We start from the raw sequence: 15,949 nt of genomic DNA, 5'->3' as shown, positions 1-15,949 counted from the left end.
TACCCTAGGTCAAGTTATGCTTTAACTGATTGGCGATATTACTGCGCGCGAGCTTGCAGACGTCGAGCACGGCAAAGGAGAAAAACGCATGTATGGTATTTTCAAAGCAGGTTAGGGTATTAAGCACACCCGCTTGCTTTAGTTTTTTGGCGAGCAGCATTCCCTCATCGTAAAGTGGGTCGCAGCCGGCAAGCAACACACTGGTGGCAGGAAGATGCGTCATGTCTTCAATAAATAATGGCGAGACATTGACGTTTGCAGCGCTTTGCTCGGGTGCTAGATACCAGTCGCAGGTGTCTTTAATTGCCTCGCGGGTTAGCAACAAGTTTCCATCGCCATACAGCATGCGTGACGGGTAGGTTTCATGGGGAGAAAAGGAATCAACTACCGGATAAACTAGGTATAAGTTACTTAGGGTGTTTGGCTGTTGTTGATGTAAGTTATGCGCTGCAACAAGCGCTAAGTTACCACCGGCACTGTCGCCCATCAGGGAAATCTTAGTAGGGTCTAGCTCCAACTGCTGGTGGTTTTCTTGCAGCCAATCTACTACGGCTATCACTTGCTGCAGGGCGCATGGAAACTTATGCTCAGGCGCGAGGCTGTATTCGACACTGAAAAAAACGACACCGGATTGCTGGCATAAGTCTTTTACCAGACCGTCATAGCAGTCGACATCTCCTAAAGACCAGCCGCCGCCGTGGACAAACACCACCGCGGGACTGGGGCTTGCCAAAGACTGCGCTGGCCGGTAACAGCGAACGCTCACGTGAATACTATTGTGTTCAATGTGTAGGTCTTGGCTACTTACTTGTGCGTCAATCTCTCCCGCGAGCCCCAAAAACATCGCTCTTGCGCCTTCTCGTGAGGTCTCAATGGAGATTTCGATGTCATGAATGTCGCCAGCTTGAGCCGCGAGGTCGTCTAACAATGCTTGTGTTTGTTTGTCTAATTTCATAATTAAAACTTATATTTAAGGTTGATACCGTACGTTCTAGGCGCGCCGTAATAACCAAGTTGAACCCCAGGTGCTGCGCTAAGATCGAAGCCGTGTTGGCGATAGCGTTTATCGCCTAAGTTTTTGCCGTAGAAACTGGCTTCCCAACTGTCGTCCGAGGAGCGGTAGTGTAGTGACATATCAAAGAGGGTGTAGCCTGACTGTGCAAGTACCTCAGAGCTGCTCACGGTGAGATAGGTTTTACTGCGGTAGGCGGCACTAGCACGTAGTGAAAATTCGCCTTGCGTAAAGGCACTAAAGAAGTATTCAAAGCCCGCACGGCCATTCCATTTTGGTGAATTAACCAGCTCTCTTTCATCGCTGACTTCTTTCCCAAAGTCGCCGATGAGCTCATCATAACCGCCCCCTAAATAGCCCAGATTGAAGTTCAGAGTGAGGTTATCGTAAGCCACGGCTTCGAGCTCCACTTCTGCGCCGTAAATAGTGGCTTTACCTGCATTTTCAAACAGTGATAAAAACGCGCCGGTGTCGGGGTCGATAGAAAAGCGGCTGAGCTGAAAGTTTTTGTAGTCATTGAAAAAAGCCGCGGTATTTAAACGAATATTCTGATTATTCAATAAAGACTTAGAGCCAATTTCATAGCTCCACAAGGTTTCTGGTTCAAAAGGTTGTGCAAATGAGGTGATCCGGCCGTTAAAACCGCCGCTTTTAAACCCTTTTCCAGCGCTCAGGTAAACCATGCTGTCGTCAGAAATGGTGTAATCGAACACCACTTTTGGGGTAAACTCTTTCCACTCCTTGGATGCGCTGTAGCCTGTCGGGCTATAGCCAATGCCTGTGCCGAATACCGCCTCCATTTCCTCTGCTGTTGTTACACCAGTGCCAAAAAACTCCTCGCCTTTGGATGTGACTTCTTTTTTCTCAATGGTGTAGCGTGCGCCAAGCGTGACGTCGAGCTTTTCAGTCAAAGACCAAGAGAGGTTAGCGTAGAGGGCTGAGCTGGTATTTTCTTGATCGCGTTCTCCTGCGTTAATCACAGGCCAAGGCAGGAAAACGTCTGGTGCCACCATAACGAAAAAGTCCGGAGCAACGGAGCCGCCAAAACTCAGATCGTCCTCATTAAAGTAATAGAGCCCAGATACCAAAGAGAATTTGTCGTCTTTGTATAACCATTGAAATTCTTGGCTTATCTGCTGTTGATCTTCGAAGTTAAAAATACCAAACGATGCATCAGGGGTGGCATCTAAGTCTAAGTGCGTGCGGTATTCCATTTCGCGTCGAGCTGTGATGGATTTAAATACCGAGTGGCCTGTGAGATATTCAAGCGTTAAGCTCGCTCCCGAGGTATCGAGCTCTTCTAAATCGTTGTAGTTAACGTCGACGACAAGTGGGTCTTCCTCAGGCGCATAGTAGCCTTCTTTTATCACAGAATAGATAGGCGTTTCTCTATGTGGAGTGCGTGAGCTTGAGGGGGATGCGTTCGAGCCGTCGACGACTAAATAGGCCGAAAAATTCTCACTTGGTTGATAAAGTAAACTGCCACGCCACGCTAAGGTGTCTTTGTCGTGGTCGTCACGGTTGTTATAGCGATTCTCACTAAAACCATCTCGACTACTTTTGGCAATTGCAAAACGTCCAGAGAGCGTGTCTTCAATCAATGCGCCGTTGACGCTAGCTTTTATCGTCCGAGCATTATAATTTCCAAGCGCCACGCTGACATACCCTTCGTTGTCTTGCGAAGGTTTTGCACTACTGAAACGCACCGCGCCACCTATGGTATTACGACCGTAAAGAGTACCTTGTGGACCACGTAATACCTCGATTTGTTCCGGGTCGACAACATCTAAAAAGGCACCTTGAACGCGCCCAAGATATACGTCGTCGAGATACACTCCAACGCCGGGATCGTTAAACGAGATAGAGTCAATTTGGCCAATTCCGCGAATATAAATGACGGCGTTGGAAGCATCACCTGAGTGCAGGTTAAGGTTTGGAACGTGAGATGCCAAGTCACCGAGATCTTGTACGTTCATCTTCTCAAGCTCTGAGGCGGAGAGGGCGGTTACCGCAAGCGCGACATCTTGTAGATTTTCGGTTTGCCGCGTTGCAGTAACGCTGATCCGCTCAATTTTTTTGTTTTGCTCAGTGCTAAGCGTGGACTCCGCTTCGGCATAGCTATGGCCTGATAATACTGCCGCTATCAGGAGTGACAAGGTATGCCGTGGTATACCTTTGGTTGAACTGGCTCTGTGCGATTGAGTTGCTGCAATCATGCTGAGTAACCTTTCGTCGTTATTATTATGTTCTCCAGTATAGGAATGAAGAAAATTCAATAGCTAGGACAAAAACAGTCAACTTAATGAGCAAATTAGCTCAGGGCAGAGCGAAGCCGTACTCGACTAGTATTTAGTCAATAAATAGGTTAATTTTATTGCACCTAAAAAAGATACAATCCGAGTTGCATGAAAAATACGATAACATTAACAATTACTTTGCTATTCTCGTTGCTACTAATGCTATCAACGCCGACTTTGGCATCTGAGAGTGAAAATAAGCTGCAGATCCATGTCCATTATCAACAAGCCTCGGATTCATGGTTGATACAGTACAAATTGCCTAAAGCAGTTGAGCGGGTAAGCTTTGCAAGACAAAGTAACTTCGACCGCACGCAGCACTACCAAATAACTCAACCAGACCTGAAGTGGCAGCAAGAAGGTGGAGTACTATCAATCACCGCAGCGAATGGTAAAAAGTTTACGTCTTTCTCGCTTACATTTGATTCGTTTTATGGTTTTATCCTAAAAGACTACAGCCAAAATGTGCAATACAGTGATGGCAGCGTTTTGTTTTACACCAATCATCTTAGCCTTAGTGAAAAGGTAACTGCACAATCGGAGGCCATATTTGATGGGACCCGGTTTTATTTTTATAGCCCAAAGACCGATATTGTTTTCTTGGGCAAGCGATATAAGCATAAGGCAAGCTGGGATTTAGTCGGAGATGGAACTTATATTTACTTTGGCACGATCACTCCCATTGAGAATGACAACATGATAGCGGTAGTAGATCCAGCGCTACCTAAGTGGGTGTGGCAAAACACACAAACGTATTTCCCCAAACTATTTGACTATTACGCCAAAAAACTAGATCAACCACTTAACTTCAAGCCAGTGGTATTTTTTAATTATGCACACTTAGCTGACGATTTTGCCAATTATGAAGGGGGAACGTTAGCTGGACTGGTGCAGTTAAGTGTGAATGGTAAACGTTGGCAAAACAAAGACAGTGAGCGTTTTAATCAGCTCTTCCACTTTCTTGCCCATGAAGCTGCTCATTTTTGGAATGGTCAAATGTATGCGGTTGAAGACCATGGACATGCTTGGCTTCACGAAGGGGGAGCCGATGCTTTTGCTAACTTTGCGATGCTTGAGTTTGGTTTTATTGACGCTAAACAGTGGTTACAAAAATTTGAAGAGTCAGCCAATCAATGTTTATTGAACAAAGAGCAAACGGCGCTTAACGAATCAGCGAAGTTGCAACGATACAAAAACTATTATTCTTGTGGCGCGGTAATGGCGCTTGCTAGTCATTATCAGGTTCAAGCTACAAACCCCTCGCTGTCACTTTTTGATATCTGGCGACATCTATTCGCACAAAGTAAGGCCTACTCATACAATCAAAGCGATTACTTTAATGTACTAAATGGCTTAATCGGTAATGATAGGCTTGCTAAGGTGCTGGGACGTTTTAGCGATCAAAGAGTGGAAGATAACCTCAGCGAAATAGAGACTTGGTTTGAAGGCTCTGTGCTAAAGGGGGCTGTGTCAACGGACTACCCTAGTTTTTACCATCAACATTGGGGTAAAGAGATTATCATAGAACTAATGCGTACTCATTGCAGCAGGATTAGCCTCAGCTATTATGATGACTATATTAAGACCTACCCGATAGAGAACTGCAAAGTATTTGACCATGACATGGAGATACAGTTTGTAGATGGAGTGGATCTGCTTAAAAATGGGGGATCGGCTTATCAAGCTTTCAAAGCAAAATGTCAGCGCGGTGGCGTTGTTAATTTTGCAGATAGAGCAAAGCAACCTGTTGCCCAAATCCGCTGTTTGGATCAAGTCGGTGCACTTACGCCTTACATGAAATTAACGACCGAATAGTCATACCCGAGGATGTATGGAGGCGATGTCTTTATCAAAAAAGTTGGACGAGCAGCAATGGTGCGATGTTATACGAATTTGAGCTTGTATCATATTTCAACATTATTTATTCAGGACCTCGCAATGGTTAAATTTCATTCAAATTAAACTCTGATTAATCGCCTTTATGACTGCCTGGGTTCTGTCTTTAACTTCAAGTTTTGCGAGTATTTGAGAGACGTGATTGCGAATGGTGCCTTCGGAATTGTGTAGGGTGTTGGCGATGATTTTGTTTGACATGCCGAGAGATAAACAACGCAACACTGCTTGTTCTTTTTCAGTCAATTTTTCTTGTGGCGCTAATTGCTGATCTAAAAGGTAAGTCGTCAAAGCGCTTTGTAGCACTTTTTTCCCTGCAATCACTTGTTGTATGGCGTCAATTAATGCTTCTAGTTCAATATTCTTAAGTACATAGCCCCGTGCACCAAGATTAATAGCCTTTACCAATACATCACAATCTTCAAAGGTAGTGATAATCAAAACTGGAGTGGGTATTGCGTTGGTGCGCAATGCGTTAAGTACACCTAGCCCATCTAAATTAGGCATGCGCATATCCAGTAAGATGATGTCAAATTGTTGTGAAGCGAGTAACTCAAGAGCCTGTATACCGTCTTCAGCTTGCCCTTTTACACAAATGTTTTCGTCAAGATTAAGCAAGTTGGCTAGGCCTAATCTCACCAAGGTTTGGTCTTCCACGAGTAGGCAATTGATCATGTAATATTCTCGGATAAAAGGTTAAGTTCGGGTACTGGTATGGTTATCGAGCTGATGAGCTTTTGATTTTCAATTTTTTGTGCGAATGAACCGTTAAGCAGTGCTAGTCGCTCATGTAACCCGGATAAGCCATTGCCTTGTTTTGGCAAACTAGACTCGCTTTGGTTGTGAAAGGCGCTAGCTTTTAGATTATGGGTTGCCGTGTCAATTGCGACCTCAAAATTGATATGATTTGCTTTGGTATGTTTGAGCGTATTGCTTACCATTTCTTGACAAAAACGGATTACGCAGAGTGAATGTTCTTGTGAAATTTGTTCTGAACCACGGTCTAGCTTTAAGGTATAACGCAAATTGGGGGTAGCCGTGAAAATAGCTTCGAGTGCTTGTTTCAAGAGTGTTTTATTGTGGCGCTGAGTGGATACAATACTTCTTACTTCCTCAAGCAAAGTTTGGCTTAGTTGATGGCAACTTGCTAGGGTTGGCTCCATTTCTTCGCTTGCTGTTCTTTTTGCGAAATCTAGATTAATACTCAGTGCTATGAGTTTATGGCCTAGTGAATCATGCAATTCTCGGGAAATATTGAGTCTTTCTTGCGCTGCTGACATGGCTCCCATCATGTGTTGCGTGGCTTTAAGCTCTTTGTAATTTTGCCGAGATTGGTAGTGCATATTAAGGCTCTCAACTATGCGTCTGCTGACAAACCAGTTCATTGCACAAAAAAATAACCAAACAGCAAAGGTGATCCAAGGTACGACTCCTTCCCACCTTGCATAGTGTGTAAATCCGTATATCAGCATCGCAAGTAGCACGGCAGACAGAACTTTAGGGAATGAAAAGTGCGGACTAAAAATTGCGGAAAACATGACCAAGTGGATAAAAACTAATGAAGTCGTTGAAAGTTGCATAAGTAGAGCGATCAATACTAGGTAGGTACAGGCCGCCGCATGGACTCGCTTATTTGGGTTGTTAATGATAAAAAACAGCAATGTCAAAATGGCACCGCTAATGATTAGCTGGCCGACTAATGCGAGCTGAGAATCTCGGTAGTACATACACGCAAGTGTGACACCTAACCAAGAGGCAAGTGTTGAAAAACGCCAGTCTGTCGTATGGCGAATAGGTGAGTCCATCATTATCTGTGCAAAATTTTTATTTTCGATTATTACAGAATCGCTATAGTGAGAACAGTGATAATTGTCATAGTCAAAATAGGAGATTTATCACTGGTGGCTCGACACCATTTTACTAAGATAGAGATGGGTATCGGTAATTCATATGAGGCTTATTTATGACAGATATGGCAACGATTTCTTCAATGGCCACTGTTCATTGTGGCGTCGCTCGTGCTGATGGGAGATTATGGGCAACGGCAGGTACACTGCATTTTACTCCTTTCAATACCTTGCTGGGGCTAGGTCCATATCAAATCGATATCGCCGATGTGATTAAGGTTGAACCGTGTCTTGGCAAAGGTGCAGGACTGCTTCCTATCACAGCTCAAGCGATCCAAATTACATTAAAGAGTAATCAAACGTTCCAATTTATTTTATCAGAGCCTGAATCATGGGTAAGGTGGTTTAATTCTATTGACTGTTGATTAAATCGAAAGGAATAAAACTCCGAAATTTATAGATGGTTCGCTTTAAGTTGTTGTAAATTTCATGTTCTAGTTTTTATTTTCTTGGTTGGTTTCATTTGGTAACTAGTTCAAAAAAAGGGATTGTTCAGTTTGATAATTAACCAATAATTAATTTGGCAGGTAGAAATAAAGCTGATAACCTATCGCCCGTCTTAAAATAATCTCACTTAAACACAAGGATTATAGTGTTATGAATGCTCAAAGATTGGAGCGCATATTAAGTGCGTTTTTACCTTCTTTTATTGCCAAGCAACTGGCTAAATCACCAAAGCTTTTGCTGTTTGTTGTTCTATTTATCACCTTGCTCGTCATTTTTATTATTAAAGTCGCTTCTTTTGCTATTTACTCTTTGGTCGTGGGAGCTGTGTTATTCGGCTGTTGGATGGCGTGGAGTGGCACTAAGCGCATCATGTCGAAGCGCAAGAAGCGAGTGTCTTAAAGTTAAGTCAAGATACTCTGGGCTTGATAATTATTACGTAATTAATCTGAAATATATTTTTCGGTTTGTCTGCCGTATTAGATATTACATAAATTGAAAATCTCAATCTATTTAAGGAAAAATAACCATGAGTCTATTAAATAAATTCAAAACTCAAGCGCAATCTATTGGTAGTAGTATTGGCGAATCTACCAGTAAACTAAGCGGTGATATTGTGTCTTCAACAAAAGACAATGCAAAGCTTGCTGGTTTGAAATCAGATATCGCGTCAATCGATGGTCAACTTAATATTGCATACCAAGATATTGGCCGTAAATACATTGAAAACCTAATCAAAAACGATGGTGCAAACCTTGAAGCTGTATTGCAAGACACTATCGAGCGTATCGACCCGTTAATTAAGCGTAAAGATGATTTAGAAGCGGAAGTTATCGCTATTGAGAAACAACTAAAAGATCAGATTGTTATCCAGGAAAAAGCGGTTTTCCAAAAAGAATTTGATGGTGAAAAAGAGAAGCTAGAAAAAGCGCTAAAGCTTGATGTCATCTCACAAGACGAGTTTGATACTAAGCTGGCTAAAGCGCGTTTGAAACTAGACAATTTCGATGAAATTCGTAAAACCAAAAAGCAGCACGAAATGGGTCTAATCAATAAAGAAGAATTGAAAGAAAAGCTAACGGCATTAGGTGCGTAATTTTAACGCTTAATTACTCCCTGATTAGCCAGCGCTATTAATTTAACCGTTATCTGTGCTGGCTATATTGTGGCTTTGCGAAAAGCCGCAATATCTCACATCTCGTTTACATCATTTCTAACCAGTGAATTACTCAATTCGAAGACTTTTTATTGCAAGGCTTGCTTCACCACCTTCCACATCCGTTAAATCTGGTACGAAGTAAAGTGCTGAAACATGCTTGAGTATGATCCCTTTGTCTTTTGACCAAGCTGGTGTCCAATTGGGTCTGGCAAAATCATTCAGAGCTACGTTGATTGTTTGCCAAGTGTTTGATGCTGGTAATTTAGTTTGGTAGTGCGCATAGCTTTTATCACCTGAGCCGCCATACTCCTGTTGCGATAACTTAACGATCAAAGCGTTATCACTTTTATACGTCAGTGCGATATTGAATTGAGAGGGAAGCTGTTTTGCGGGTAAGTCGTAAATAAGCTCTACCCAAGAGTTGTTTTGTTTATCGACTCGCGGCACGCGTTTAAACTGAATAGCAACTTGCTCTTCATTAACAAGCGGGCCGTTCAGTATTGCTTGGCTGCCATGCGGATCGGTCGCAAAACGCCACTGTTTTGGCTTTAAGTTTGGCTGAGTATAGCTACAGCCAGAAACCGCTACAAAAAGTAAAAGTGATAAAAAACGCACAGAAAAATCCTTAGAACAACGTCCCTAAAATATAATTTTTTAGTTTATTTACATGGAGGTAATATGACAACGGGGCGCATGTGCATTTTTGGCCAATGTTAGAAAATTTCAAGTCATCATACTTCTATGTGACTTGCTAAAGTTATGGCGCCGATCATGAGAGATTGATTTATTGGTGTGGTTGATCTCATACTGTTTCTAATGCAGGTGAGCTAGGGCCTAGCAAACAAATAAGGAGTCGTATGGAAACGGAGTTTATCTCTTTTATATTTTATCTTTTTGTATTTATTGGCGCTGTTTTTGCCCTACAAGATAGACAAAGGCTTAAGCAACTCGTTAAAAAAGTACATCAATTACAAAATACGATAGAGCAGCAAAGTCGCCGGATCTCGACACTTGAAGGTCGTGAATTCTCAGATCAAGCATGCTCAGAGCAAACACATTCAGAGAATGAGCTTTCTGAGTGTGGACAAAAGAATGGCGAAACAGCTGATAGTACATCATTAACAGCACGGACTGCATTGGGCGAATCCACGGCAACAGCCAATCATACACAACCTCAGCAGCCTGAAAGCACGGTCACTATCGCAAGAGCTAAGCCTAGTAAGAGTAAACCTGCTTTTGAATTTGACTTTACTTTAGATGCGTTATTAAAAGGAAATGGACTTTTTTGGATAGGTGCCGTAGTGCTAGCCCTTGGCGGCGTTTTTCTAGCTAAGTACTCTATTGAAGCCGGACTTCTTCCCCCAAGTGTGCGAGTGATACTGGGCGCTCTTTTTGGAATCAGTTTGGTTACTGCCGCTGAAGTTGTAAATCGCTACAAAGAAAAGCTAAAAATTAATACTCCGTACATTTCTGCAGCGCTTGCCAGTGGTGGCGTGATCACTTGCTTTGCCATGATATTGGTTGCTTTTGATTTCTATCATTTTATACCGGCTAATATGGCCTTTGTTTTACTCGCCATTATTTCCTTGGTTGCGACCTCTTTGGCACTGAGATTTGGCCCTGTGCTCGCAGGTATTGGCATCGTTGGTGCGTATGTCGTGCCTGCTTTGGTATCGACAGGTTCTAATAATATCGGTGCGTTACTGCTGTATATCAGCTTTGTTTCACTCTCTGCGATATGGGTTGCGGATTATGTGAAGCAAAAATGGTTGTGGTGGCAAAGCTTTGTTGGGCATTTCTTATGGTTTTGCACCGCGGTTGCGGTTGGTGGAAGCGGTGACTTTTGGGTGCTGCTGATTTTTGCGCTTATCTCTATGTACTTATATGTGTTGGTAGACGTACTGGGCTGGCGCCTGACGAATTCAATGATAAGTCCGTTGCCGGTCAAAGATCTATTAATGCCAAGAAAAGAGCAATTGGGAATTTTACTCCCACTGTTACTTATCGCATGTGCGCTAATAATAAAAACCCATATCGATACGCTTATTTGGGCTAATGTCTTATTTGCTAGCGTGGTTTTGTACGCGGCTTATAGACATAGTGCATTGGATAGTTGGCCATTTTATTTACTATTGTTTGTACTTCTCTCATTCTACTTGATGCCCAAAGTGGGCACTTACGACGACGTCCTTTTTCCTTTTACGGGTAAGTATTTGTTTATCCAAGTGGCAGTGGTCATCACGATGTTATTTAGCATGATGATGATTAAGCGATATCCATCAAGACTCGCTTATTTGATGCTGTTGAACGTGGCACCACTTGCGCTTTACGGTGTAAGCTACGCTATTTCTCCTAGAGTCGCAGAAGCAATTTTATATCCTGTATGGGCGGTTGAGATGTTGGCCATCGGGCTCTTCGCTTTGTATTGTGCGATGAAAACGGATACCAATATTCAGCAGGTCACTTACCTTATTTTGGCGAACGCCATGCTGAGTTTGTGTTTTACGATGTTACTCTCGGCAAGCTCGTTGACTTTAGCGATTGCGGCACAAGTAGCGTCTATGAGTTATTTGAGCTGGAAGTACAAAGTGCGTTTACCTGATTGGTTGTATAAGGCTGCACTTATTGCCGTTGTTACCCGTCTTACTTTTGCGCCTTGGCTCGCAGATTACAAGCACGAAACGATTTTAACCATGCATTGGACACTTGTGGTCTATCCGCTGGTGCTGGGCATTATTTGGTTTGCTACCAAATACAACCCTTCAAAGACCCTGAACACTTGGTTTATGGGTGTCGCAATGCATATTGTGGCGCTTCTGGTCACGACCGAAACAAGCTATCTCTTGATTGGAGATTACCCTGATTTTACTAATCTCGGTTTCCAAGAATCCGTGTTGCTTGCTTTGAATTGGCTGGTGCTTGGCGCTATATATCTGTGGCGAGGGCAGCTCAGCGACAAGGGCAACAGACTTTATCCGCTTGCCGCGAGCTTGCTATTACTTGGAAGCGCGTTGCTCCACACAGATATTTCGTTTGCCAATAATCCGTTTTTTGACAGGCAATATATTGGAGACGGTGTGTTTAATTGGCTACTTTTGCAGTGGTTGGCACCAGCATGCGTATTCGCTGTTATGCTCCAGTTTAAGTTAATATCACCGCAATTTAAGCGGTTGGTATATGGACTGATAGCCTTGCTAGGGCTCTTGTTTATCAACGGTGAAATTCGGGCGTTATTTCATGAGGGTTTCCTTGTGCTGTCGATGCCGATGGAGCAATCTGAGTTATATACTTATTCGATTGTTTGGCTATTGATTTCAACCGTATTGATTTTTGTTGCCAAGCGGATAGAGCATAAGGTGTTGATTAACGCCGGTTTTGCAGGGCTAGCCATTGTTATCTTAAAAGCCTTTGTGGTCGATATGGCAAACCTCGAAGGCTTGCTGCGTGCCTTGTCTTTTATCGGTTTAGGCTTATGTCTGGTGGGAATTGGTTGGCTGTTTCAAAAAATGCAGGATCAGCCCCGAGAGGCAAAACCAACGGCGGACTGATCCTTACATTTTTACAAGCAGTAACCACCGTCAACAGTGATGTGCGCGCCGCGCATTGCTGCTGACCCTTCGCCAGTTAAAAAGTCTAAGCTTGCTAGCATTTCTGTGGCTTGTAACATGCGCCCTAATGGAATCGACGCCAACCCTGCATTTAGCTCGGCTATTTGTTGCTCGCTCATTCCTGCTTTATTTTGGATTTCAGTATGGGTCACCCCAGGACGCAGGTGGTTAATACGTACTCCACGGTCACTCCATTCTAAATTGAGCGTTGCTGCTAGCGCCTCAAATGCGGCTTTGCTAGCGGCATAACTTGCCGCTCCAGCAAAAGCACGCTGTACCGCAATACTTGATACATAAACAACACTACATGGATTATTCATTACAGGTAACAAGTGTTGTAATAGCATTGCAGGGCCTGTGAAGTTAATAAGCATGGTCGTATTTAAATCGCTTAGCTCATTGTCAGCAAAAGGTTTTGGATAGAATACACCCGCATTTAAAATCACCGCGTCAAGCTTAATATCTTGTGCTTGTAGCTTCTTTGGTAAGCTTTCAAAGTGGGTTGGAACGCTGCTGTCACAGAGCAGCCCAAGCACTTGTGAAGGATGGTTTGCGCATGCTCGCAGTTGGTTTTCGACCGTTGCAATTTTGTCTTCGTTTCGTCCCGTAAAAATGACTTTCCAGCCTTGGGTGAGGTAATGCTTGGCAGCTGCAAGTCCAATTCCAGCAGTTGCGCCAGTGATCAAGATGGTTGGTAATGACATGGTAAATCCTTATGCGTTATACGATGGTATAAATGACATTGTAGTGATTGCAATTCGTGCTGATAAGATGATAAAAAACGAATTGATAAGTTCTCTTAGAGAAACAACGAAATGGAATTACACAAGCAATTAGAAAATTTGTATTTATTTAGGCTAGTGGCCTCTATAGGTAGTTTTCAGGGCGCTGCCGATAAAGTGCAGTTACCACGCTCGTCGGTCAGTAAGCGCATATCGCAGCTAGAGCAGCAGCTCAATGTGCGTTTATTAGAGCGCAGTACGCGTAAATTGGCACTGACTCAAAGCGGCAGCCAATTACTCAAAAGTACCGAAAAGTTACAGGAAGTATTAAGCCAGACTGAGCAGTTAAGTGAGCAGCAACGTTCAACGCCAAGCGGTAAGGTAAAGATCAGCTGCTCGACCTTGATGGCTGAGCGCTATTTGCTGGCTAAACTACATGATATTTCTAAACAGTTTCCTGATATACGCTTCGAGCTGAACTTGACGGACGATATTGTTGATTTAATCGATAATCAGATAGATATTGCTATCCGAATAGGGCATTTACCTGATTCTTCATTACTTGCTAAGAAAATCGGTGAAAAATCTTTTGCTTGGTTTGCCAGTCCGGAGTATTTGGCTGTAGCTGGCACGCCTGACTCTCCCGACGCTTTATTGAGTCATCGTTGCTTGGTATTTAAAAATAAAGGCACCACCATGGATAAATGGCCATTTGTCCATCAAAACGGTCAGGTGTTCAACATCAAGCCCCATGCCGTAGCGTATTGCGATGATGCCCGTGCAATGGTGCAACTGGCGGTGCTTGGACAGGGGGTTGTGATGGGAGACCCTTACTACGTTCAACAGGAATTAAACCAAGGTCAGTTGGTACCTATTTTAACCGAATACGCACATCCTGACCGCCAACCAATTCATTTAGTGTGTTTAGGTAAACAAGGCCGCAGTAAAGCCGTACAGTGTGTGTGGGAAGCATTAAGCCATAGTTTGAATAGGATGTAATTGTGGCGTCAGGTTCAATCACTTCAACATAACTGCTATTCTACGCTGCATACTGAGTAAGTGAGAGTAAAGAGATGATCAACGATAAAGATATCATTGAAACTTTGGACGAGCTGGAAGCTTTTTTGTTGCTAATTGATAACGGTGGCTTAGGGTTGCAAAACGTGGCTGGTGTGGCACTGGCAACGAACAACAGCGATGGCAGACCATTTATTGCGATTTTGGATGATAAACACCAATTGTTGTTGGGTCGTTGGGTATCTCAAGACGTGTTCGAAAACGGCAAAGACATGGTTCGTTACGGACCAAAGAAAGCACATTAATATCTTTTGAGTAGCCGCATCACTGGATTTGGGATTGGAGTGCAGGATAAACCTGCTTCCAATCCGTTTTGTCGGTGGTTATACGAAGCTGCGTCAGTGCTTAAGCGTCGTTTTCAATATAGACGGAATCGCTTGCCATAAGCTCTATGGCGACGATTTCAGAGCGGTTCATGGTGAGTTTATACCTTTCTAACTGTATTCCTTGAGAAGATTTAAACCGCATTACCAAGTTGATTTGATAGCGACGTTCAACTGACTTTTTCGAGACCTTTTTCCCTTCAAGGCTATAAAGCTTTCCTGCGCCTTTTTTTAGATAGCGTACAAACGAACTCATGTTAAAGGTGATACGTTGCTGTACTTCTTCGTAACCGGGTAAAAACTCATCAATATGTACTTGGTTTTTACAGCAAAAATGCAGTAGATGCGCAGCTTGTTTATTTTGCTGTCGACGTTTTTTTAGCAGCTTATCAACGTCTTCTGGTAGGTCTTTTTTGCGAATATGTTCCAGCCATATCGTTTGTGTACAAACGATGGCGTCCGTTACTGAATTTTTAAACTTGTTGCGCCACTTTGGCCGGCCGCGTTGAATATGACGCCATGCCCACTGGGTTAAGTCTTCTTTGAACGTTTCTCTAAGGCCATAAATTACGCCAAGCAAAGCAATAAGGGCGACGGTGACTTCTTGAAAGTTAGAGCGGGCGTTGAGCACAATAAACATCACAAAGGCCATGATAATACCAGTAACCACTCCGCGAACTAAACGCTTTAGGTTGGTACTTAAGTCGATGGTTTGTTTGTTAAAAACAACACCATATTCAATGAGTCTTTCAAGCAACTTCATTTTATTGGTAATGCGGTTTGGATCATCCAACGTGACTTGCGAGTTGTAGCTCTGCTCCTCGCGGTATTGGCTCTCTCGTTGACAGAAACTAACAATACAGCTTCGCTCATGACTAAAGTCGCTTGACTTAGGCCCGCTAGCGATGAGTTTCAAAAACGCTTGCTCAGTATGCCAACTGAGGTAGTTATCTGCGTTTTGATAGTAAGGCTTAAGCTTATTGTCTGGTGGCGTGTAACGCCTGAGTTTTTTCAATAGGCGTTCGGTTTCTTCCACTAATAATTGTGCGGCTGGATAAAACTCATCAGCCTCTTTTAGCTTCAATGTCTGTTTTACATCGGCATCTAGCGCAATGCGGATCTGGTAGCAAAATAGGTTTAGATTAACGCGGTAATCGGTTTTTTGACCTTTGCTTTGGCTGATAAAGCGGCTACGTACCAAGGGGAGATGAAGCTGCTCCGAGTAATATGCACTGTGACTTTTTATATTGGCATTAAAGTAGTCTACTTCGTTCAATGTGTTGGTATTAATCCCCATATCGGTTGGGATTGAAAAATACAGGTCGAGTTGGTTTGTCTCTTTGGGAAGGAGTTGATAGTTGATTTTAAAAGATAAGCTTTCGTCTTGACTTAGTTTGGCTCTGCTCACTCGGGTATGGTGCCTCCTGATATTGTGCGCTTAAATATTACCATAAAATATTAGATAAAATGAGTGTAATTAAATTGTAATTACCTGTTCTTTTGTTTA

Annotated in this window: 14 protein-coding genes; 7 read left to right on the top strand and 7 right to left on the bottom strand. The window is 43.1% G+C overall.

The window, feature by feature from the left end; all coding sequences use genetic code 11:
• Nucleotides 1-4: 4 nt before the first annotated feature.
• Nucleotides 5-955, bottom strand: coding sequence for an alpha/beta hydrolase (locus EXT47_RS12675; RefSeq protein WP_130126750.1), 951 nt, complete (start codon nt 953-955; stop codon nt 5-7).
• A gap of 2 nt (nt 956-957) precedes the next feature.
• Entirely contained in the window at nt 958-3,228 is a 2,271-nt protein-coding gene (locus tag EXT47_RS12670) for a TonB-dependent receptor (protein WP_130126749.1), read from the bottom strand.
• A gap of 189 nt (nt 3,229-3,417) precedes the next feature.
• Here EXT47_RS12670 and EXT47_RS12665 point away from each other — a divergent pair, with 189 nt between their 5' ends.
• A complete protein-coding gene (locus EXT47_RS12665) occupies nt 3,418-5,124 on the top strand; it encodes a hypothetical protein (protein WP_130126748.1) in 1,707 nt (568 codons plus the stop codon).
• 138 nt (nt 5,125-5,262) lie between these two features.
• Here EXT47_RS12665 and EXT47_RS12660 read toward each other — a convergent pair whose 3' ends face one another.
• Both EXT47_RS12660 and EXT47_RS12655 read right to left on the bottom strand, forming a co-directional pair.
• Entirely contained in the window at nt 5,263-5,877 is a 615-nt protein-coding gene (locus tag EXT47_RS12660) for a response regulator transcription factor (protein WP_069021444.1), read from the bottom strand.
• Nucleotides 5,874-7,010, bottom strand: coding sequence for a sensor histidine kinase (locus EXT47_RS12655; RefSeq protein ID WP_240701615.1), 1,137 nt, complete (start codon nt 7,008-7,010; stop codon nt 5,874-5,876). Before EXT47_RS12655 ends, EXT47_RS12660 begins: the two co-directional genes overlap by 4 nt.
• Nucleotides 7,011-7,165: 155 nt before the next feature.
• On the opposite strand from EXT47_RS12655, the gene EXT47_RS12650 reads away from it, so the two are divergent.
• From EXT47_RS12650 to EXT47_RS12640, 3 genes are all read left to right on the top strand, one after another.
• On the top strand, nt 7,166-7,474 hold the full coding sequence (locus EXT47_RS12650) for a hypothetical protein (RefSeq protein WP_130126747.1): 309 nt from the start codon (nt 7,166-7,168) through the stop codon (nt 7,472-7,474).
• A 232-nt stretch (nt 7,475-7,706) separates the two neighbouring features.
• Nucleotides 7,707-7,955 carry a hypothetical protein gene (locus tag EXT47_RS12645; protein ID WP_010370628.1) on the top strand — a complete coding sequence of 83 codons (249 nt, stop codon included), beginning with the start codon at nt 7,707-7,709 and terminating at the stop codon, nt 7,953-7,955.
• Between the two features lie 127 nt (nt 7,956-8,082).
• Nucleotides 8,083-8,649 (top strand): hypothetical protein, encoded by a 567-nt coding sequence (locus tag EXT47_RS12640; protein WP_017217868.1) that lies wholly within the window; start codon nt 8,083-8,085, stop codon nt 8,647-8,649.
• Nucleotides 8,650-8,778: 129 nt separating this feature from the next.
• Here EXT47_RS12640 and EXT47_RS12635 read toward each other — a convergent pair whose 3' ends face one another.
• A complete protein-coding gene (locus EXT47_RS12635; protein ID WP_130126746.1) occupies nt 8,779-9,327 on the bottom strand; it encodes a carbohydrate binding domain-containing protein in 549 nt (182 codons plus the stop codon).
• Nucleotides 9,328-9,569: 242 nt separating this feature from the next.
• Between EXT47_RS12635 and EXT47_RS12630 the strand changes: the two genes are divergently transcribed.
• Nucleotides 9,570-12,260, top strand: coding sequence for a DUF2339 domain-containing protein (locus EXT47_RS12630; protein ID WP_130126745.1), 2,691 nt, complete (start codon nt 9,570-9,572; stop codon nt 12,258-12,260).
• Between the two features lie 11 nt (nt 12,261-12,271).
• On the opposite strand, the gene EXT47_RS12625 is transcribed toward EXT47_RS12630, so the two are convergent.
• Nucleotides 12,272-13,024 carry an SDR family oxidoreductase gene (locus tag EXT47_RS12625; RefSeq protein ID WP_193522121.1) on the bottom strand — a complete coding sequence of 251 codons (753 nt, stop codon included), beginning with the start codon at nt 13,022-13,024 and terminating at the stop codon, nt 12,272-12,274.
• Nucleotides 13,025-13,135: 111 nt separating this feature from the next.
• Between EXT47_RS12625 and EXT47_RS12620 the strand changes: the two genes are divergently transcribed.
• The gene (locus EXT47_RS12620; protein WP_130126744.1) at nt 13,136-14,041 is read left to right on the top strand and encodes a LysR family transcriptional regulator; all 906 of its coding nucleotides are present in this window, start codon (nt 13,136-13,138) and stop codon (nt 14,039-14,041) included.
• Nucleotides 14,042-14,115: 74 nt separating this feature from the next.
• The gene (locus tag EXT47_RS12615; protein ID WP_130126743.1) at nt 14,116-14,364 is read left to right on the top strand and encodes a hypothetical protein; all 249 of its coding nucleotides are present in this window, start codon (nt 14,116-14,118) and stop codon (nt 14,362-14,364) included.
• 100 nt (nt 14,365-14,464) lie between these two features.
• Here the strand turns inward: EXT47_RS12615 and EXT47_RS12610 are convergent, their stop codons facing one another.
• Nucleotides 14,465-15,850: a hypothetical protein gene (locus tag EXT47_RS12610; RefSeq protein ID WP_102056308.1), complete on the bottom strand. Its 1,386-nt coding sequence runs from the start codon at nt 15,848-15,850 to the stop codon at nt 14,465-14,467.
• Between the last annotated feature and the right edge of the window lie 99 nt (nt 15,851-15,949).

This window comes from Pseudoalteromonas sp. CO342X, from assembly GCF_004208915.1.
Taxonomy (GTDB): Bacteria; Pseudomonadota; Gammaproteobacteria; order Enterobacterales; family Alteromonadaceae; genus Pseudoalteromonas; species Pseudoalteromonas maricaloris.
The sequence above is the reverse complement of the archived record's forward strand: the minus strand, read 5'-3'. Positions and strand labels throughout refer to the sequence as shown.